This is a genomic window from Desulfovibrio sp. 6_1_46AFAA (assembly GCF_000224635.1).
GTDB lineage: Bacteria > Desulfobacterota > Desulfovibrionia > Desulfovibrionales > Desulfovibrionaceae > Desulfovibrio > Desulfovibrio fairfieldensis.
Genome location: NZ_JH114304.1, coordinates 359,786 through 377,911, shown reverse-complemented (window position 1 = coordinate 377,911; position 18,126 = coordinate 359,786). Strand labels below are relative to the sequence as shown.

Sequence of the window (18,126 nt, the reverse complement as noted above, 5' to 3'; positions counted from 1 at the left end):
CAATGAGTATTGCAATGAAAATTTGCGGTATATATTTTATATGCAGTATTTTTATTCTCAGTGGTTGTAGTGCACATACTCGTTACTACATAAATAAAAATGGAAATAGAAATTTTAATGTTGACTACGAATATTGTAATGCTGTGTCTATGAATTATTATTCAAAGCCTCCTGTTCTATTTGATAACAGTATAGCTTCAAATACAAATGGAAATATAAATATTTACACACCTGATGGTATATATACAGGTATATATTCACAGCAGACAACAACTATAAATAATATGGCCCATGTAAATAACATGATGCAACTTGCAAATCAAATTAGAGCAATAAATAATCGTGATGCTGTCTTAAATTTTTGTCTATATAATCTAGGATGGAAAGAATCAACAAAAGAAGAGCACGATAGAATCTTGTCAAATATCAATTAAAACAATAAACTAACCATGCATCTCAAGTCTCGTTGTGACCATGTTATTGAAATAACGTTCTTCTAATCTTCTGGCTCCTCCATAGTATACTCTCCTCTTCACCCGCTTCGGCGGTTTTTTTATGTCTGCCTTCCCGCAGGCATTTTTGTTCCACCCACAAGTGCCCTTTGCCTCCATAATTAATACGAGAAAACATCGTATTTTTATATTGCTTACTACGATAATTTCTCGTAATATAACTTTGCCAACGGGGAGAAAGGCCAACGGCACCACGGCAAAGCCCGCTGCTCTGCCGGAACGCACGACTCCCTGAAAGCACCTCGCCGGGCATGAGGAAAGCGAGACGCCCGGGATTCCGACCGAAGTTCACCCTCCCTTGGCAGGATGCGGGGGCGACGGCGGAAACCGACCGGGGCCAGACACGCACACGAAGAGCGGCCCATACAGGCGAGTGAATCAGTCAAAAGGAGAAGTTTCGGTGTCTGAAAAAATCACTATCCGCTTCGCGGGCGTGGATGATTGGAGCCGCGTTGTTTTCAAAGGTGACAACGGGCGTTTCTACAAAACCATCGATCTGGCCCCGGACTGCGGGTTCGACAATCTCTCTGCCGAAGAAAAGCAGGAACTGCTCAAAAGCCTGCACTCCTGTGACGGCAGATTCGATGGCGAACCGTGCAGCCCCTGCAATCTTGAGTGCTTCATCCTTGCCGAGTGAGGGGAAACGCCATGAAAGAATGCCCGCGATGCAGTCGTACCGGCCCCCGCCAAACTCCCATCTTCATGGACTCGTGCCCTGGACAACCCCGGCGGGCGTTCGGGTTCGCCAGGACTGGATATGCCCGCGCTGTGGGCTGACCATCATCGAGCACGCCAGCGGGCTTGTTCAAACCGGCCAAAAGCTGACGGAGAGAGCGGCATGACCATCAGTGAAACCGCGCAGTTCATACAGGACAGAGCGCTGACCCTCTGCTACGAGGGAACTCATTTTCGCGCCACGGCGCCCGCGACAATGGCGTGGCTTGAGCGCGCCGCAATATGGGCGTGGCACCATGACGATGAACAACTTGCCGCGCACCTGTACGTCAGAATTGCGCAGGTTCAATCGGCCCGGAGATAACGCCGTGTGCTACGACTCCTGCCTCTATTTTGAAGCCTGCTCAGAACGCTGCGGCCGCCCGCATGGGATGCCCTGCCCGCAAGAGTACGGCACTGACGAGGCTTATGAATCCGCCGTGGCGGACGCCGAATGGCTTCGGGACCAGAGCGCAATTTTTACCCGTGACATACAAGGAGACAGATTATGAGCAACAATCAAGGGAATGCACCCGAACAATCCCTTACGGTGCAGGCAAAGGAATCTTTCGCCCGCATCCAGGCGGCCTGCCCGGAAGACGGCGCCGTCCTTGGGCGGTACCTCGCGGCTATACACCAAAAAAACGTCATCGCTCTTGGGGACGGCGAGGCTTTTGTCCTGACTGACGCGGAAGGCCGCAGCATCAAGGCCACCAAACGCACGGTGCATCTGAGCGCAGAAAACGGCGGTCTGACGCAACCCGTCTGGCAGGGGCCATACGTTATCAGCGCGCCGGGCTACTCCATGCTGGCGCACACGGCCGGGGCCGTTGTCATGAACGCCCCCACGGTCATCGTGGATGGCGTGGAACAGCAGAACCCTTTTGTGCGCCGTGGGCCGGACGGCACCATCATTGAGGTGCATTGCCGGGCGATGGCCTTCCGCTACAACGAAAATGGACAGCCCATGGTCAGTGACCGGACCACGATTTTTGACACGGCAACGTATGCCTTGGCCGATATGGTGGGCAAAGCAAAAAGGATGAAGGACGCGTTCAAGCTCCTGCCCTCTGCCGTACCTGCTCCCATCCCTCCCGAGGAATGGGCCTGCTACCGCGTGGATGATGCCGTCAATCTATGGATGAAGATCACCCACGCGGAGGTCATCAATTTTCTGGGGCAGGTGCTGAACCGCAAAAAAAAGGCCCTGGAGTTTGCTCAGACCTTCGCCCAACGGAATGCGCTGAAACACCTGTTCGGCATCGCTGTTGTTCCCGGCCAAGGCTCGGGCCAAAACTGTAACCCCATTTCACAGTGGGATGTGCCCGTGGTGTGCTGGGCTCCGAGCGACGGCGGCCTCATCCGGTTTGATACCTCGCGCTATGCAGTCTCCACGAAAGTCATTGAGGCTCTTTCTGTGGGCAGGCCCGTCGCTCTGCCCGAAGCCAAGGAGCCTTTGGTTGTCTCCCGTGGCACAGACGATGTGCATGGCGGTGATATGGATGAAGAGGCGGACCCGCTGGAAAACCCCGACCGATACGAAAATCAAGAATCGGGAATGGTTATGTCTCCCCCCATCGAAGAGCCCGCTGTGGCAGCGTCGGATACGGAACAGCCCCAGGAAGAGCCCACCCGGGACTGGACGGCGGAGGAACTCAAGGCGTGGAAAAACCTGCATGTCGCGCGGGAGAATTTTCCCGACGAATATGCAACCGCTCTGGCGGACTGCGGCCTGACAGATGAGGAGGTCAGTCCCGGTAACGCGGCCGAAATCAACCTCGCCATCAGCAGTATGCTGGATGCGCAGTAGGGGGGCGGCATGATTACCCGTATTTACGCTACCGGGTTCAAGGGGTTGGATTTCAACCAACCTCTTGGCCTCCGCACGCTGATTATGGGGCGCGTCGGGAGCGGCAAAAGTTCCCGCTCTCTCGCGCTGGCCCTGCTGGTGACCGGGGGCCTCCCCGGCACCGGGATCGCCCGCACCAACGCAGAAATTTTCAAGGCCGTGGGTAGCGGCGACACTTTGACCGTGGGCATGGAGCTTGACGGCTGCAAGACCTTTGAGCGCACCTACAGATGCAAAAAGGGCGGCGCAATTGGTTGTGGCTACCGCATCGACGGAGAACCCACCCCCAAAAATATTTTTGAGATGGAACTTGACCGTCAAGGCATCGGTATCGCGGACGTGGCTGGTTTTCTGGCGCTCTCGGACGCCAAAAAAGTTGATGAGCTTTTCCGCCTGTTCCCGCCAGCCGGTGACGTGCGCGGCCTGAATGCGTCCATCTCGCGCGCCAAGGAACGCATTTCCCAAATCGAAGGCGACATCAAGGGCAAGGAACAGTCTTGCCAAAGCCTGGCAACGTCTATCGCTGAACTCAAGTTGCCCGCAGGCACCTTGCCGGAAGTGCAGGCCGAAATCGCCAAGGTCGAGAGGAAACACCAAGAGGCCCGCGACGAGATGGTGCGGGAACAAGCGCGTCTGGAACAGGAGGCCGCAGCCCGCGCAGCCAGAGAGCAACGGGCCGCGGAATCAACGGAGCCGGGGTCCGGTCTGGCCCAACATTCCTTGACCAGTGCGGCACGGAGTCAGGCGCCGCTTCCTTTCTCGGTTCCCTGCCAAGAACCTTCCCGTGTCCGTCAAAACAGCGAGCAGGGTCACGACACCCCCAGGAATACGGGAGTTCTCGCCCTTGAGCGCGTCTTGTCCGCGCTGGAGCGGGCCGGGTGCGACGGATGCGCCGCGCGGATGGTGCTCAAACGCGAAATCAAATCTCTTCGGGCCACACAGGAGGTCGTCAATGGATAGCTCACTGCAAATCATGGAGCAGCGGGTTTCCGGGCTCCGGACACGGCTGGACACGTTGCGGGCCGAAGAGCGCCTTTTCCAACGCGCGGTCGGGCTCAGGACGCAACAGGAAAAAGACCGCGCGGCCGTGCTGGCGCTGGAATCACAACTGGAGGCCGAAAAGAAGGCGCTGGAAGACCTGCGCAACAAAAAGTCGGCGGCCATGCAGGCCACGGCCACGGCTGTCGCCCAGAAAATGGGACACATGCTGCCCTATGGACAAGCCGTGTTCAGCGTGGGCGATGACGGCGACGTGGTTCTGGGCTGGGAAATCCCCGGTCACGGCTTTGTCGCCCACGGAGGTCTGTCCGGCGGCCAGCGTGTGATTTTCGATGGCGCTCTTGCCTATGCGCTGGTGCCGCAAGGGCAGAAAAATTCGGTCATCCTGATAGAAGGCGCTGAACTCGGCCAAGAAATCGGGCTGCTGCTGGAAAGCGTCGCCAAGTCCAATGTAGACACGCAGATTATCGCCTGCACCTGCCACGAACTGGCCTCCGTCAGCGACGGGTGGACAGCGGTGCATGTTGTGGAGGCCGCCCAATGACGCGCCCCACACTGGACGCGAACCTGCCCGCGTTACCCGGTGGGGTGGGAGTTCTCTCCGATACCCTGGCGGTTTTATCCAGACGCATTGCGGAGTCAGGCGATATTCTGGCGGATTACCGCGCCGCTCTAGTGGCCGCCAGACGGAACGGCATTTCCATCCCCAGGGAAATCCGTAAAGAGGCGCGTGCCGCCATGCGCCCAATTGCGCGGATGCACACCTTGGCCCGCCTGCGGTTGTATTTGACCCTGCTCAATGCGGGATACGGGAGAAAGTTATGAGCTTTTCCGAACTGAACCAGGAACAGCAGGCCGCAGTGCTGGCACAGGAAAAAAATGTGCTGGTGCTGGCCGGGGCCGGAAGCGGCAAAACACGCACCATCGTTGAGCGAGTGGCGCACCTGCTCGAAAACGGGGCCAGCGGCTATGAAATTGTCTGCACGACCTTCACCCGCGCCGCAGCCGGGGAAATGCGGGCGCGTCTTGAAGCCCGCATCGGCAGAGAGGCGCACAAGGTCACGGTATCCACATTTCACGGCCTGGGCCTGGGCCTGCTGAAAAAGTACGGCCACCATATCGGCCTGCGCTACGGCAACCTGACCGTCTACACCCCGCTGGAAACGGAAACCCTGCTCCAGCACTGCGGGGAACAACTCGGCATGTACGCCAAGGGCAAGTGGAAGCACGGCAAAAAAGCTCTGGATGAGATGTTCGCCACTCTGGAGCGAAGCGGAGAAAAAGTCGGGACCGCGCTCCCGTACTACCCCGTGTTACAGGCATTTGAGGCCGCTTGTCGCCAGAACAACGCCATGCCCTATTATGGGCTGATTCACGGGCTTGTGGAGCTGGCGGAAGCCGGCAAGGTCAGAGAATTCACCAACTGGAAATACCTGCTGGTTGACGAGGTGCAAGACCTTGACCTGATGCAGTGGCGCGCTCTGAAAGCCATCACGGAACATACGGAAGGCGCTGAATTGTACGCTGTAGGCGACCTTTCACAGTCAATTTATGGATTTCGCGGGGCCGTGCCTGAATACCTGCAAAATCTGATCGAGGCTGGCGCCCTGACCGTCTACGAACTGCGCAGCAACTACCGCAGCCCCCCGGACATAGTATCCGCCGCAAACTGCCTGATCCGCCACAACACCAGTCACCGCGTCATCGAAATGCGACCCATGCAGGCAGAAGAACCGCGCATACTTTCGCGCCTCATGAACGCGAACAGCGCCGCCATTGCGGACTATATCGGCAGGGGCGAATTTTTTCACCAGACGCCCCCGGCTGTCCTGTGCCGGAACAACCGGATGCTGGACAAGCTCAGTGAAGAACTGACCGTGCGCGATATTCCGCACAAGAGAATCGGCAAGCGCACATCAGCTTTGCACAGCCCCTTATTTGTGAAGGCGAATGCGGCACTCAAGTGCATCGTGAATCCCTTTGACGAAACGGCCTTTATTTTGGCCCATAAGGGGCTTGGGTTGGATGCGGAAAGATACGCCAAAATTCGTGTCCAAGCGGCAGAGGAAGGAAAGTCGTGTTTCGAGGTCTACAGAAATTCTCTGAGAGTGTCCGATCTGGAGTCAATGCCCACGGAAAACAGTACCGTGCAAGATGCGTTTTTATGGATTGCTTCCGGCGGATACCGCTTCGATCCTGCGGACGGCGACGATGGTTCCGAATACCTCGACTGGCTTTCAAATTTTATCAACCAGTTTCCAAACACCACCATTGCCCAATATCTCGACTGGCTGGCCCTGGTGGACGTGCAGGACGAAATGCCCGCCAAAGACGAGGAGCCGGGCATCCTGCTCATGACCTGCCACGCCTCCAAAGGGTTGGAGTTCCCGTGCGTCATCGTGGCCGGATGCAATGAAGGCATCATGCCAAGCAAGCAGGCCGTCAAGGCCGGGGATGCAGGCATAGAGGACGAGCGACGCCTTATGTACGTGGCCGTTACCCGCGCCATGAACCAACTGATTCTGGCCGTCAGGCCGGAAAAGGAAGGTTCCGACGAACCTCCCTCCAGATTTCTCACGGAATTGGGCTTGAACAAATAATAATCTTCATTCCGGCCGCTGCCGACCCTAATAGGAGCATACCCCATGTCCCATGACGATATGATCACCATCCACGCCGACATCCTGCAACTCACCGACGCCGCCGTGCTGGTGGAATGTGAAGGCGAGGAGGTCTGGCTGCCTTTGTCCCAAATCGACTTTTGTGGAGAACGCGGCGACACCGATGTGCCCATTACTCTGCCTGAATGGCTGGGTGACGATAAGGGCCTGTCCGACGGCGACGGTATGGCCCGCACCACGGTGACGGACTTTAAGACCGGTACGACGAAACGCGAGGAAGACAGAGAGAACCCGGACCTTCCCGGCGACCCGCCCGACACCACGCGCGTCACGCTGACGATGGTCGAATTTTCCGAGGACGGCGAAACCGTGCTCACCGAAGACCGGCACGGCAATCGGTGGGAGCTTTCGACCTTGGATTTCTTGCAGGACGGCGACGACCTGGACTCCGGCGATACCGTGCTGTGTTACATCCGGAACTCAGCCTTGGCTGCCGAGGGCTGCACATTGCGGCCGGATGAACCGGAAGACCAGGAACCCGTTACTGACTCCGAAGACGGAGAGGACGAACCGGACACGCCGTCCCGGCCTGCCGAAGCCTCTTTCCTGAAGACGGAAACCATCACGGTTTCCGTCCCCCTGGACCTTGAAGAACGGGAATCCGTTGGTGACCGTATGGCGAGCGCCTTGGAGAAAATCTCCGAGCTGGAAGATGACCTCGACAGCTACCGCAAAAGCATCAACGCCGAAATTAAGTCTCTCCAGAAGGATGCCGAGAAGGCCCGCAAGGAATGGCAGGAAGGAAAAATCGAGCAGGAAGTTTACTGCGATGTCATGGCCGACTATGACGCCGAGGCCATTATCTGGCTCGTCCACGATACCAGTAAAGAAATGAAGCGTCGGGCCATGACGGCGGAAGAACGCCAATACCGGCTTCCCATCCCCCGCCCTGGTGACCACACAGCCGCGGCTCCAACCGAGCCCACTGAGAAGCGGCCCGCGCCTGTGGCCATGGGTACACCCAAGACCTGTATCACCTGCGGCAGCCTCGCGAACAGAGACGGCGACGACTTGCCCGAAACCTGCCAGGCCTGCGCCCAAGCGAACAACGGAGAGGACGACAACTGGCACCCCATCCGTGAATGCCGGACCTGCATCCACTCTCACACGCAGATCAACATGCCGCCCTGCGCCGGGTGCGCCCTGAACGTGGAAGAAGCCCAGCGCGGCGATGCTGACGCCTGGGAATGGAAGGACGAAGAGCCCGCGACGGACGCTCCCGATGAGGCGGCCAGCACGCCGGAAGCGGACCTGGACGAAAGCAGCGAAGACGGAACGGAGGCGCCCCAGGGCGAAGTGGAAGAAGAACCGGAGGCCGGAGAAGTCCCCATGCAGGCTGAGGAAAACTGACATGGGCGACGTAGGCGATTACTGGCGCGAGCACCGCGCCGCCGTGCGGCACAAGGAATCCACCGGCCTCTGGCCGGGGCAAAAATTTTGCAAGGGCTGTCACCGGGCTTTTTATCCTCTCGAGCCCTGGCATACCCGCTGCCCCAAATGCCACCGCCGCAAGAAAAAGGAAGGGAAGTAGCCATGCCCGGCTATGACAATCCGAACCGTCCGGAGTGGCGTGGTAAGCGCAAAGCCAAAAATTTCGCGCACATCTACGCATCCTGCAAGGGCGAACGCCTGAGCGACGAAAAGCCTAACCGTGAATGCGCTAAGTGCGGGATGGTCAGCAAAAAGAAGAAGTGCCCCGGCTGCGGATGCACTGTGTTTAGGAAGCTGTAGTGATTTACGGCAAGCGCCGCGCCGGCCGCCTGCTCGACGGAGTGGAACACAACGAGTTCCCGGAGGTTACAGTATGATCTTACCTACCATCTCCATAATGCAGCCTTGGCCCTATGCCATTTTCCATCTCGGAAAGGATTTCGAGAACCGCTCCTGGCGGCTGCCGCCGCAGTATGATGGTGTGCCGGTGCTCATCCATACCGGAAAGAAGGTGGACAAGCCCGGCCTCATGTACCTGAATCTGGAAGCGGGCTTTACCATCCCGTCCGATCTTCCCCTGGGCGGCATCGTGGGCTTTGCCGTGTTCACCATCCAGTGCGGACGCCGGAGAACCTCCGACTGGGCCGCGCATGGCCTGCACAACTGGCCCATCGTCGCGTCCGGCGAGCTGCCGTTCCATCCCTGTAAGGGGAGCCTCGGCTTTTTCAAGGTAAGCTACCCGCATCCGTTGCCGGAGGAGGTCTATGTTAACCGCTACTGAGCGGACCTGCAGCACATGCAGACTGTATCGCGCCCGCATCGCCGTCGAAGCTGAAATGGGAGGTACCGAAAATGGACCCGTATTTTGAAATATACATCCCGCGCCTGACGCGGACGCTCAAGCTGTCGAAGCTCCGGGCGCTGACCAAGCTGCATAACCCCAAGAGGTACAACGATGCTGAAGATCGGGAGAGATGGGAAAAAAGTCATCAGCATGACGCCGCCAAGCTGGAACAGTCCGCTGAAGATTTCTTCATTTACATCGGGGAAAAACTGGTGTGCCGCGAAGATAAAAGAAAAGTCAGTGAGGCCATGTGGACAATCATCGGCGTGCTGGAAGGAAATGGCGCGTGCGGCAGGACGCACTGCCAACACAACAACAGCAGAAGCCCCTACTCGTGCGACGCGGGGAAACGTACCCATATCTGCAAGGAATACGACAAGTACATGCGCCGTAAGGCGTTTGGTGCTGATGTATGCAAGGATTGTCGCTACGCCAGCCAGACAAAAAAGTGGGGGGCGGTGTGCTTCATGCCACAGTACAACCCAAAAGTGCCACAGGGTTGCCCGCGTGAAAGGGAGGCATCATGACCAACGCTGAACAATGGCTGGCCGACCTGGAGGCAAAGGCGAAGGCGGCGACGCCAGGGCCGTGGGTTATGGATGGGGTATATCCGATATATTCAATCGGGCGTGGTGGGTTAAAGGATAAAACAATAGGACACGCCCAACGCCAGTGGGACGGCGACTTTATTTCTGCCGCCAACCCCGCCACCGTCCTGCGGCTCGTGAACATGGTGCGATGGCTGGCGGCGGGCTGTGATGAACGAATCACACAACGCGCCTACGACTTCACGAGTCCCGACATGGCCAAGTCCGAATCGGGCGACACATATCGAGGGAATAGACATGAACATGGCCGACATACTGATGACGCTTGATGAGGTTGCCGTCTGCGTCAAGGCAAAGACGCCAGGCGAGGCAAAGGGATGGTTGAAGCGGGCCGGAGTGAGCCCCGTCCCATTCGGCGGAAAGCTCGGTACGCGCTATATGCGGCAAGACGTTCTGGAAGCCATAGAGGCCGCTAAGGGTATAAAAGCTGAAGAAAATACACCTTTACGCAGACACCCACCTTTGAGCAAAAGAGCAATATCTGGACGTTCAAGGCGTGAATTGATTGCAGAGCTTTCTGGGCCAAAAAATTCTCTTATGCAATAACAATGGCAATTCGCACACGAAAAAACAGAGCCGCGCAATATCAAGTATACTGGAACAATCCATATACTGGAAAGCGTGAATCAAAGTCCTTTGAGGATCATGAAAAAGCATTGGCTTTTGATTCTCTCATTCAGCATAGATTACGCTTTGAGAAAGAAAGTTTTAGAATTGCCATAACACAAGATGGTAGCGCCCCCACGATTGAGGACGCTACCTATCTTTATCTCAACGAGAAACGCTTCTCTCCAAAAGATACGGAAAAATTTCTCTCTGCCATGTCCTCTATATTCGAGCATATTGGGCACATACCCTTGTGTGAAATCAATACGGATGACATTGAGCGTGTGCAAAAATTGATGCGACTTGAACGATCCCGCAGACACAAAGAAGTTACAAAAATTAGTGACAGCACAAAGACACATAAAAAAAACAAGACAGAAATTCCTTTTATAAGCGAAGCAACGGTTCATAACCGCATGTCAAAACTCCGCACCGTCATTCGATGGGCCGCTACCAACGGGATGCTTACCGTTATACCTGCAATGAAAATCGGGGCTCCGGCATACAAAAAATTTCGTCCACCAACCCCTGAAGAGGCCGAGGCCATTTACGCCGTAGCCGCCGAACACGTCCGGCGGTCGATACTGCTGGGCGGAACGGAAGGCTTGCGCGTCGGAGAGTCAGAGTTGTTTGCCTTACGATGGGGTAAGGTATTTTTGAACGGAGACGAGGATAGCTACTTGCTCATTGATACGAGCCGTAAAAACAAGAGTCAGCCCATGCGCGCTGTCCCCATTCAACAAGAACTCGTGCCTCTGATGCGGCAATGGCTTGCAGCGGACAAAGCCAACGGGATTGAATACGTCATTTCGTACAAGGGTCATCCGATACGGAGCATAAAGACAGCATGGAGGGCCACATTGCGCCGCGCCGGCATAAAAGAGTATTTCCGCCCGTATGACCTGCGCCACGCATTTGCCACCAATCTCATAGCCGCCGGATGGGACTATGGCACTGTTGCCGATCTCATGGGTAACAGCGAGCGAATTGTGGCCCAGCATTATCAATATGTCTCCACCCCCAGAAAACGCCGGGCTATGTCTGCTCTCTCCCTCCCCACCAACGCGCCATGAGATTGCCATGTGCCCTGGGCACATAGGAACATGGCTCATGGGCACATAGCAAGGCTTTTTGAATGTGCCCAAACCAAAAAAATTAAGTAAAAACAATGTAATACAAGATAAATAATCGCCTTCCCAAGCTGAAGGTTGCGGGTTCAAATCCCGTTTCCCGCTCCAGATTTCAAAACAGCCGAGTCCGGCATGGTCTAAAAACCCTTTCCTGGCAAGGGAAAAACGGAAATAGATTGTCCGGGCTCGGCTCAAAAAATCCATAGACAGCCCACTCCTTTGGGGGTACTTCTGGGGGTATATAACCCCTTGCCAGGAGTCTATACCCTCATGTCCCTCACAGATACCGCAGTACGTGGCGTAAAGCCCACAAGCAAGCCGCAAAAGCTCTTTGACGGCAACGGCCTCTTTCTCTATGTCGCTCCTAGCGGCGGCAAAAGCTGACGCTTGAAATATCGATTTCAAGGCCGCGAAAAACTTCTTACGCTCGGCACACCCCCAACTTTCCTTGAAAGAAGCGCGAGAAGCCTGTGCCGCCGCTAAGAAACAACTTGGTGGGGGTATCGACCCGTCCGTGCAGAAAAAGGTGATTGCCCGCGCTTGGGAAAACACCTTTGAGGCCATAGCGCGGGAATGGCACGAAAACAAAAAATCCGCATGGACGGAGCGCTATGCGGAAGACATGCTTGAGCGTATCGCCAGCAACATCTTTCCCTACCTCGGCAATCGCCCTATCAGCGAAATTACCCCACCTGAACTCTTGAGCGTGCTACGGAAAATCGAAGCGCGCGGGGCTTTTTATCAAGCCAACCGTTTGCGCGAATCCTGCTCTCTGGTCTTCCGGTACGCCATAGCCACAGGCAGAGCCGAGCGCGACACCGCCGCCGATCTGCGCGGAGCGCTCAAAAGTCACGTTACCACCTCACGGGCCGCCATTACAGAACCGGAGGAAGTAGGCGGCCTGTTGCGGGCCATAGACGGCTATACAGGGCACTTTGTAACGAAGTGCGGCTTGCAGCTTTTGGCGCTGACTTTCTTGCGCCCTAGGGAAGTGCGCTTGGGCGAGTGGTCGGAAATCGACCTGGACGAAAAGCTCTGGCGTATCCCGGCGAAGCGCATGAAAATGCGCCTTGACCATTTAGTGCCCTTGAGCACCCAGGCTTGCGCCATTCTGGAAGAGCTACGCGAACTCACCGGACGCGGACGCCTGATGTTTCCGGGGCTGCGGGCAAAGGAACAGCCCATTAGTGACGCGACCTTTATCGCCGCCCTGCGGCGCATGGGCTTTGAAAAAGATGAAATGTGCGCTCACGGCTTCCGCTCAATGGCAAGCACCATTCTCAACGAGCAAGGCTACCCCGCCGATGCCATTGAAAAGCAGCTTGCCCACAATCCGCGTAACAAGATACGCGGTATTTACAACCGCGCCGAGTACTTGCCAGAACGCCGGAAGATGATGCAGGATTGGGCGGATTATTTGGAAACATTGCGAAATAGTTAAGCAACGCTTGCTTATCCATGTATTCTGGTTGCAGCATAGGGATAGTTCATGAGTATTGAAATTGACCGAAAACGATTATTGCAAAATAGTAATCTAGCAGTACTGACTAAAAAATTTTCCACCGAGGAATTGATTTCAGTTTACCTTTCAAACAAGGGCAAAAACTGTGACTACACGATATTTCCAGCAATCATTCCTTTAAAAAAAGCAAAACAAGTTCTATCAGATCAAGGGTGGGACTTTTTGGAGGGGCGAGGCAAGCCCGGCATTATTGTTTACCATGAAGGGAAGCAGGAAAAACCAAGATATTATCGATATGGTAATAACGATGGCTTTGAACCGTTTGTGCTTACTAGAAATTTCAGAAACAAAAAAGGCTGCTTTGAGCTTTGCGAAGAATTTCGACTACTACACAATTTATACCATGATATTGATTCCAATACCTATTTGAAATTATTCGATAATCACGAGGAAATTATAGCCACTATCAAAGAAAATGAGGTAAAAGTTCGATTAAAAGAAATACAGCAATTTTTGGCAATAAAAAGAAAATACCTCTCTATCCAATTCGATTTTCGTGAACATTCTTTACATCCCCTTGAAGATTTAAATCTTGTCGGATGCGATAGAGAGCATGTGGAAACACTAGCCAGCTGGATCATTGGCTTTGCCGATTATGGTGGCGCAGCAGGTGAAGATAGAGCCTTTAGCCGCTTGTTAGGCAAGAGGTTAATAGCGCCGTTGCCATTTACAGAAAGTGGTTTTGTAGGTGCTGCACCTGAGCGCCCCAAAAGATATGTCGACTTTATTATTGGCACAACCCCAGAGAGACAAGAAGTCATTTATACTTCGAATCCAGGTTGTTTAGCTGATTTTTTCGGAGCCAACCCAGATGCTCCAAATTACTTAACTCCAGTTCATTTCAACAAAGAAGTTCTTGAGAAATACTATCAACGCCCAAGTAAGTACAAGGTTGAAGACGGACTCCTATGCTGCGGTAATGATTGGGCTTTACAAATTGATAATCATTTTGATGACAAGGTTATTGCGTGGCTTGGCGACCTAGGACGTGATCTTCCATACGATGAGCAAATGTTTTGGAGAGCATATAACATAAGCCCAGGCGCTAATAAGATAAGCAATATTTTTTTCAAGCGACAACTACTTGCTCAACCAACAGATTCAACGAACATTGAGCACTTGTTTCAAGACCGCTATGCCAAGTTAAGAAAGGTATGCGAGGAGCATTTAAGTTGGCAAATCCTGCTACCGCTGAACCAAGACGATTCTTACCATATTGACTGCGTACGGACTTCTTTAACGAATGAGCAGAAAGAATTCGATGAGCAGTTGCTCAGCCTAACCAAAATACTGATAGACTCTTTGAATGAAAAACAAATATCGCAGTTACTGCCATCAAGTTCGGATATCGTTGGTGGTATCAACAAATTAGAAGCAGTCTTTACTTTGAAAAAAATAGAAGGCGCGGAACAAATTGATTTCCTAAGAAAACTTCAAAAGTTACGCTCAAAAAGCGCTGCACATAGGAAAAGCCAGGAGTACAGGAAAACAATAAAAGACCTTAGCTACCACCAAATGCCACTCAAAGAGGTATACTCTGACCTCTTGCAGCAGGCAGTAGCTTTTCTCTGCTTTCTAATACACATAATTGAGAATAAGCAACTGCAATAATATATGCCGCTGCCAGCGAGGCGGCGCGAACCTTGCGAGGCACACCACTAAGAAGTGTGCCGCTGCAAGGAGCGTGACGCCTCAGTTCTATGGCAGTCTTCTTTCGGTCTTCCGGCTGTCTTGGATGCGTCCTTTTCAGAAGACTGTGAATGGGCAGTGTTCCCTCTTCTTGGCTCTCCCGGTCAAGCTGGAAGCTTGCCCACGTTTTACGAAGTAAAGCATAGTGAGCTATACTTCTGCTTTCCGCAAAGATCAGAGGCAGACCCATCCGCCACGCTCGAAGCCTCGCAGAGCGCACTCAGTTTCCATAGGAAACTGGTAAGTGCGCTCTACTTTCCCGTAAAAATTCAGAGCGTATATCCAACGGCACAGCTAGCAGATTCAGGGGGCAATAAACCAATCTCCGCCCACAGGTGACGTATCTATTGCACTTTTATGCAAATACCGCCCAATCATGACGCGATATTGAAAATAGCAACGCAAGTGGGCAGTGGGCGTTATTCGGTTAATAGTTTGCAATCAAGAGATAGAGCAGGACAGGTGAGGTAGCGCTACCTCCCGTCCTGCCCTGCGTGGCTGCTTATTCGCCTTTCGGCTCAACGCTAATTCACGGACTCAACCTTGTCATAGAAATTCTTCATCCGAAGCACCAGGGCGGACACCTGCTCAAGCAAGCACCCCAGACTGGCAATGACATAGCCTTTCACGCGCACGTCATGGTGTGTGTTTTTCATCACCTTGACCAAGCCGACCAGTAGCATGTGTGTTTCTGCCAGAAGCCCGCGAAAATCTTCTGCGCGGTAACGCTTCAATAGTTCCCGCTCATGCTGCACCGTTCCCGGTGAGAGATAATAGCAACGGGTTTCTCCATTTTCAGCAGGCCGCAGAACGCCCTCCCGACTTTGTTCTGACGGCTCATACATCGCAAGCAAGTCTTGAGTGGCTTCTTGAAATCTTTCGATTCGCTTTGCCATTTCAGGATGGCTTGGAGGATAGGACGCGGAAGATTGAGGCTGCGGAACAGCACTCCGGGAGTGATGGGACATAAGGCACCTCGTGATTTGTACGATTGGCATTGCTACAAATAGCAAATGCCGGGTGTCGTACCCGCCCACGAGAGCGGTTTATGGCTTTTGGCCTTTCGGCTTGGACATGACCATAGCACCCGGCAATAGATAGCCAGAAGCGCCAACCAATGGGCGCAAAAAAGCCATACTGTCGGGATGGTAGCCGCTCGTGGAGGTGGGTACGAATCACCTATCAAAAAGAAAACACACTATTTCAATAAGGTCAAGAATCACGCTGCCCGTGAGGATTGAAGCGAATAATATATTAGCGTATATCTAGGCATCCGAAGCAATAACAACATAATTTAATTTACTATGCTTACTCCACAATCCTTAAAAATTGAAATTCTAGCTAATATCAAGGCAGATTTTGGCGAAAAAAGCCCATTATATCAGTCATTGATGATGTCTGAAATGGAGTATGAAGATTCTGGCCTTTTTTCACGAAAAATATGGAATGTTTTCTCTCGCCATTTAAAGATATTCTGTCTTTCTGAAAACAAAAAGGCATTAGACAACAATATAGAATATTTATTTAAGGTGGCTGATGGAATACACAGTGTTCAATCAAATGGAACATCAGACTATTGTATCACAGAAATTAATATACTTGTCAGAAATAATCTCAATCCAGATGTATATTCAACTGATGAAATTGTTATAAATTCATCGGTAAAAATTGATACAAGTAAAAATTATATTAATCAAGGTGGATTTGGACGTATATATAAGATTCATGATAGCTTTTTAGATAGAGATTTCGCCTACAAATTTTTTGACCCGAGTCCATTTAATGAAGAAAGCTTAGACGACTTAGTTAGGCGATTTATCCGAGAGGGTAAAAAGCTTTTGCGGTATAGACATGAAAATATTGTTGCAGCATATGATGTTGGATGCGTATCCGGTTCAAATGTGTATTATTTGAAAATGGAATATATAGATGGTGTAAATTTATTAGATTTTATTTCTTGCAATACATTGGATACAAAAATAAAAATAAGTATTGCGGATCAATTTATATCTGCAATGGGATATATCCACTGTATTGGAGATTTGCATAGAGATATAAGCTATCAAAATATTCTTGTTACTAAGGATAATAAAGTTAAAGTTATTGATTTTGGATTTTCTAAAGGTCGCGATGATACCAGTTATGAAACAACAAAGTATCCTCTTGCTTCAAAATTTGCGGCCCCTGAAAGCACTGGTCAAGTAAAAGATAGCTTTAGCGCGGAAGTCTACTCAATCGGTGCCGTGCTGTATTCGATATTTACTCAAAGTAAATTTCACTCACAAAATATTTTGAATCTTGAAGAGTACGACATACCTGACAATTATAAGTCAGTAGTGTTGAAATGTTTAGAAACGAATCCAGACAATAGAATAAAGAAAGCAAACCATATTAACTGGCATTTAAGAAATTATTTGAATAAAAAGAGCGACACAAGCATCGATTTGACAAGAAGAAATGAATACAATCTTGATTGGCTGGCGTCTTTCATTAATGAGGTAATAATTAAGATTATATTCAACTATGGTGAGTATCCAGACTTTGATTCTGTACAGATATGGATTACTGAAGAATTCAAAAGCGCCATAGAAGATAATGCATTTATTAAAGAAATTCATTTTTCAAATTTGATATTCAGGCTTCACGGGGTAAAAAAGATAGAATATTACAAGGGCATAAGCAAATATTTAGATTTTTCGCTTCTTTATGAAGCCTATACCTACTATATAAACCTTCCAAATGCTCAAAAGGTCTTGTTCTGCAAGACAATAATGACGATAATCCAAAGAAAATCCTATCAGGAGGCAGCATCTGGAATGGATGATGTCCCTTTTTAGCGTCCAGCAAGAACCTATTTATTCGGGGGTATTTTTAGGGGTACAAAATTTTCTCTCGAAATTTATTATGTTTTATTTAAGATTGTTATATATATTTTTAAAATCCCGTTTCCCGCTCCAAAAATTTAAGCCCTCGCGATGACAGATCGCGAGGGCCTTTTTGCATGAAGAAATAGTGACGCCAAAAGAGATTGGGAGCTGCTTACCGGCTGACCCTTTCCATCCTGTCGTAGACGTTCCGCATCCGCAACACCAGGTTGGACGCCTGCTCAAGGAGGCAGCCCAAGCTGGCAATGACATAGCCTTTCACGCGCACGTCATGGTGCGTGCTTTTCATTATTTTGACCACGCCCACCAGGAGCATATAGGTTTCCGCCAGCAGGTCGCGAAAATCTTTCGCGCCGTAGTGTTTCAAAAGTTTGCGCTCATGCTGCACCGCTCCCGCAGAAAGGTGATAGCAGCGGGTTTCGCCGTCCGAATCCGGACTGGGACGCGGATTGAGCCCGCTGCCCTGCCCTGCCGGTTCATAGATGGCCAACAGGTCTTGGGCGGCGGCCCGGAATCTTGCGATCCGTTCCGCCAGTTCGGAATGACTTTGAGAAGGGGGCGTTGACGACTGCGGCTGCGGAGCAGCGCTCGGGAAATGATGGGACATAAGGCACCTCGCGGGTTTTTACATTGGCGCTGCCTTACGATGACAACGC

21 protein-coding genes are annotated in these 18,126 nt (G+C 52.1%); 19 read left to right on the top strand and 2 right to left on the bottom strand.

Annotated elements, in window-relative coordinates; translation table 11 throughout:
* Window positions 1-14: 14 nt before the first annotated feature.
* The 18 genes from HMPREF1022_RS18315 to HMPREF1022_RS14205 all read left to right on the top strand — a co-directional run bounded on the left by HMPREF1022_RS18315 (window position 15) and on the right by HMPREF1022_RS14205 (window position 14,507).
* Window positions 15-434, top strand: coding sequence for a hypothetical protein (locus HMPREF1022_RS18315; protein ID WP_156803003.1), 420 nt, complete (start codon window positions 15-17; stop codon window positions 432-434).
* A gap of 478 nt (window positions 435-912) precedes the next feature.
* Window positions 913-1,149 (top strand): hypothetical protein, encoded by a 237-nt coding sequence (locus tag HMPREF1022_RS14280; RefSeq protein WP_009303671.1) that lies wholly within the window; start codon window positions 913-915, stop codon window positions 1,147-1,149.
* A 201-nt stretch (window positions 1,150-1,350) separates the two neighbouring features.
* Window positions 1,351-1,551, top strand: coding sequence for a hypothetical protein (locus tag HMPREF1022_RS14275; protein WP_009303669.1), 201 nt, complete (start codon window positions 1,351-1,353; stop codon window positions 1,549-1,551).
* 183 nt (window positions 1,552-1,734) lie between these two features.
* Window positions 1,735-3,036 (top strand): hypothetical protein, encoded by a 1,302-nt coding sequence (locus tag HMPREF1022_RS14270; protein WP_009303667.1) that lies wholly within the window; start codon window positions 1,735-1,737, stop codon window positions 3,034-3,036.
* A gap of 9 nt (window positions 3,037-3,045) precedes the next feature.
* The gene (locus HMPREF1022_RS14265; RefSeq protein ID WP_009303665.1) at window positions 3,046-4,035 is read left to right on the top strand and encodes a hypothetical protein; all 990 of its coding nucleotides are present in this window, start codon (window positions 3,046-3,048) and stop codon (window positions 4,033-4,035) included.
* Entirely contained in the window at window positions 4,028-4,618 is a 591-nt protein-coding gene (locus HMPREF1022_RS14260) for a hypothetical protein (RefSeq protein ID WP_009303664.1), read from the top strand. The genes HMPREF1022_RS14265 and HMPREF1022_RS14260 overlap by 8 nt, the downstream gene beginning before the upstream one ends.
* Window positions 4,615-4,899: a hypothetical protein gene (locus HMPREF1022_RS14255; protein WP_009303662.1), complete on the top strand. Its 285-nt coding sequence runs from the start codon at window positions 4,615-4,617 to the stop codon at window positions 4,897-4,899. The genes HMPREF1022_RS14260 and HMPREF1022_RS14255 overlap by 4 nt, the downstream gene beginning before the upstream one ends.
* Window positions 4,896-6,674 (top strand): ATP-dependent helicase, encoded by a 1,779-nt coding sequence (locus HMPREF1022_RS14250; protein WP_009303659.1) that lies wholly within the window; start codon window positions 4,896-4,898, stop codon window positions 6,672-6,674. The genes HMPREF1022_RS14255 and HMPREF1022_RS14250 overlap by 4 nt, the downstream gene beginning before the upstream one ends.
* 45 nt (window positions 6,675-6,719) lie before the next feature.
* A complete protein-coding gene (locus tag HMPREF1022_RS14245) occupies window positions 6,720-8,105 on the top strand; it encodes a hypothetical protein (RefSeq protein WP_009303657.1) in 1,386 nt (461 codons plus the stop codon).
* A 1-nt stretch (window position 8,106) separates the two neighbouring features.
* The gene (locus HMPREF1022_RS14240) at window positions 8,107-8,286 is read left to right on the top strand and encodes a hypothetical protein (protein ID WP_009303655.1); all 180 of its coding nucleotides are present in this window, start codon (window positions 8,107-8,109) and stop codon (window positions 8,284-8,286) included.
* 2 nt (window positions 8,287-8,288) lie between these two features.
* Entirely contained in the window at window positions 8,289-8,486 is a 198-nt protein-coding gene (locus HMPREF1022_RS14235) for a hypothetical protein (RefSeq protein WP_009303652.1), read from the top strand.
* A gap of 73 nt (window positions 8,487-8,559) precedes the next feature.
* Entirely contained in the window at window positions 8,560-8,967 is a 408-nt protein-coding gene (locus tag HMPREF1022_RS14230; protein WP_009303650.1) for a hypothetical protein, read from the top strand.
* Between the two features lie 71 nt (window positions 8,968-9,038).
* Window positions 9,039-9,557 carry a hypothetical protein gene (locus HMPREF1022_RS14225; protein WP_009303648.1) on the top strand — a complete coding sequence of 173 codons (519 nt, stop codon included), beginning with the start codon at window positions 9,039-9,041 and terminating at the stop codon, window positions 9,555-9,557.
* The gene (locus tag HMPREF1022_RS14220) at window positions 9,554-9,907 is read left to right on the top strand and encodes a hypothetical protein (RefSeq protein ID WP_009303646.1); all 354 of its coding nucleotides are present in this window, start codon (window positions 9,554-9,556) and stop codon (window positions 9,905-9,907) included. Before HMPREF1022_RS14225 ends, HMPREF1022_RS14220 begins: the two co-directional genes overlap by 4 nt.
* Window positions 9,876-10,184 (top strand): hypothetical protein, encoded by a 309-nt coding sequence (locus HMPREF1022_RS18310; protein WP_156803002.1) that lies wholly within the window; start codon window positions 9,876-9,878, stop codon window positions 10,182-10,184. Before HMPREF1022_RS14220 ends, HMPREF1022_RS18310 begins: the two co-directional genes overlap by 32 nt.
* 2 nt (window positions 10,185-10,186) lie before the next feature.
* Complete coding sequence (locus HMPREF1022_RS14215; protein WP_009303644.1) at window positions 10,187-11,317, top strand: tyrosine-type recombinase/integrase; 1,131 nt, start codon at window positions 10,187-10,189, stop codon at window positions 11,315-11,317.
* A gap of 505 nt (window positions 11,318-11,822) precedes the next feature.
* Window positions 11,823-12,815 (top strand): tyrosine-type recombinase/integrase, encoded by a 993-nt coding sequence (locus tag HMPREF1022_RS14210; protein WP_332248529.1) that lies wholly within the window; start codon window positions 11,823-11,825, stop codon window positions 12,813-12,815.
* A gap of 48 nt (window positions 12,816-12,863) precedes the next feature.
* Window positions 12,864-14,507: a hypothetical protein gene (locus tag HMPREF1022_RS14205; protein ID WP_009303641.1), complete on the top strand. Its 1,644-nt coding sequence runs from the start codon at window positions 12,864-12,866 to the stop codon at window positions 14,505-14,507.
* A gap of 602 nt (window positions 14,508-15,109) precedes the next feature.
* On the opposite strand, the gene HMPREF1022_RS18680 is transcribed toward HMPREF1022_RS14205, so the two are convergent.
* Window positions 15,110-15,553 carry a hypothetical protein gene (locus HMPREF1022_RS18680; RefSeq protein WP_009303639.1) on the bottom strand — a complete coding sequence of 148 codons (444 nt, stop codon included), beginning with the start codon at window positions 15,551-15,553 and terminating at the stop codon, window positions 15,110-15,112.
* Between the two features lie 336 nt (window positions 15,554-15,889).
* Between HMPREF1022_RS18680 and HMPREF1022_RS14195 the strand changes: the two genes are divergently transcribed.
* Window positions 15,890-17,422 (top strand): serine/threonine-protein kinase, encoded by a 1,533-nt coding sequence (locus tag HMPREF1022_RS14195; protein ID WP_009303637.1) that lies wholly within the window; start codon window positions 15,890-15,892, stop codon window positions 17,420-17,422.
* 202 nt (window positions 17,423-17,624) lie between these two features.
* Here HMPREF1022_RS14195 and HMPREF1022_RS18675 read toward each other — a convergent pair whose 3' ends face one another.
* Window positions 17,625-18,077, bottom strand: coding sequence for a hypothetical protein (locus HMPREF1022_RS18675; RefSeq protein ID WP_009303636.1), 453 nt, complete (start codon window positions 18,075-18,077; stop codon window positions 17,625-17,627).
* Between the last annotated feature and the right edge of the window lie 49 nt (window positions 18,078-18,126).

Excerpts from the sequence above, each read along its gene's own strand:
- HMPREF1022_RS14235 (WP_009303652.1), top strand. The coding sequence starts at position 8,289 with ATGCCCGGCTATGACAATCCGAACCGTCCGGAGTGGCGTGGTAAGCGC.
- HMPREF1022_RS14265 (WP_009303665.1), top strand. The coding sequence starts at position 3,046 with ATGATTACCCGTATTTACGCTACCGGGTTCAAGGGGTTGGATTTCAAC.
- HMPREF1022_RS14225 (WP_009303648.1), top strand. The coding sequence starts at position 9,039 with ATGGACCCGTATTTTGAAATATACATCCCGCGCCTGACGCGGACGCTC.
- HMPREF1022_RS14275 (WP_009303669.1), top strand. The coding sequence starts at position 1,351 with ATGACCATCAGTGAAACCGCGCAGTTCATACAGGACAGAGCGCTGACC.
- HMPREF1022_RS14230 (WP_009303650.1), top strand. The coding sequence starts at position 8,560 with ATGATCTTACCTACCATCTCCATAATGCAGCCTTGGCCCTATGCCATT.
- HMPREF1022_RS14195 (WP_009303637.1), top strand. The coding sequence starts at position 15,890 with ATGCTTACTCCACAATCCTTAAAAATTGAAATTCTAGCTAATATCAAG.
- HMPREF1022_RS14255 (WP_009303662.1), top strand. The coding sequence starts at position 4,615 with ATGACGCGCCCCACACTGGACGCGAACCTGCCCGCGTTACCCGGTGGG.
- HMPREF1022_RS14220 (WP_009303646.1), top strand. The coding sequence starts at position 9,554 with ATGACCAACGCTGAACAATGGCTGGCCGACCTGGAGGCAAAGGCGAAG.
- HMPREF1022_RS14215 (WP_009303644.1), top strand. The coding sequence starts at position 10,187 with ATGGCAATTCGCACACGAAAAAACAGAGCCGCGCAATATCAAGTATAC.
- HMPREF1022_RS14240 (WP_009303655.1), top strand. The coding sequence starts at position 8,107 with ATGGGCGACGTAGGCGATTACTGGCGCGAGCACCGCGCCGCCGTGCGG.
- HMPREF1022_RS14260 (WP_009303664.1), top strand. The coding sequence starts at position 4,028 with ATGGATAGCTCACTGCAAATCATGGAGCAGCGGGTTTCCGGGCTCCGG.
- HMPREF1022_RS14245 (WP_009303657.1), top strand. The coding sequence starts at position 6,720 with ATGTCCCATGACGATATGATCACCATCCACGCCGACATCCTGCAACTC.
- HMPREF1022_RS18675 (WP_009303636.1), bottom strand. The coding sequence starts at position 18,077 with ATGTCCCATCATTTCCCGAGCGCTGCTCCGCAGCCGCAGTCGTCAACG.
- HMPREF1022_RS14270 (WP_009303667.1), top strand. The coding sequence starts at position 1,735 with ATGAGCAACAATCAAGGGAATGCACCCGAACAATCCCTTACGGTGCAG.
- HMPREF1022_RS14250 (WP_009303659.1), top strand. The coding sequence starts at position 4,896 with ATGAGCTTTTCCGAACTGAACCAGGAACAGCAGGCCGCAGTGCTGGCA.
- HMPREF1022_RS18680 (WP_009303639.1), bottom strand. The coding sequence starts at position 15,553 with ATGTCCCATCACTCCCGGAGTGCTGTTCCGCAGCCTCAATCTTCCGCG.
- HMPREF1022_RS18315 (WP_156803003.1), top strand. The coding sequence starts at position 15 with ATGAAAATTTGCGGTATATATTTTATATGCAGTATTTTTATTCTCAGT.
- HMPREF1022_RS14205 (WP_009303641.1), top strand. The coding sequence starts at position 12,864 with ATGAGTATTGAAATTGACCGAAAACGATTATTGCAAAATAGTAATCTA.
- HMPREF1022_RS18310 (WP_156803002.1), top strand. The coding sequence starts at position 9,876 with ATGAACATGGCCGACATACTGATGACGCTTGATGAGGTTGCCGTCTGC.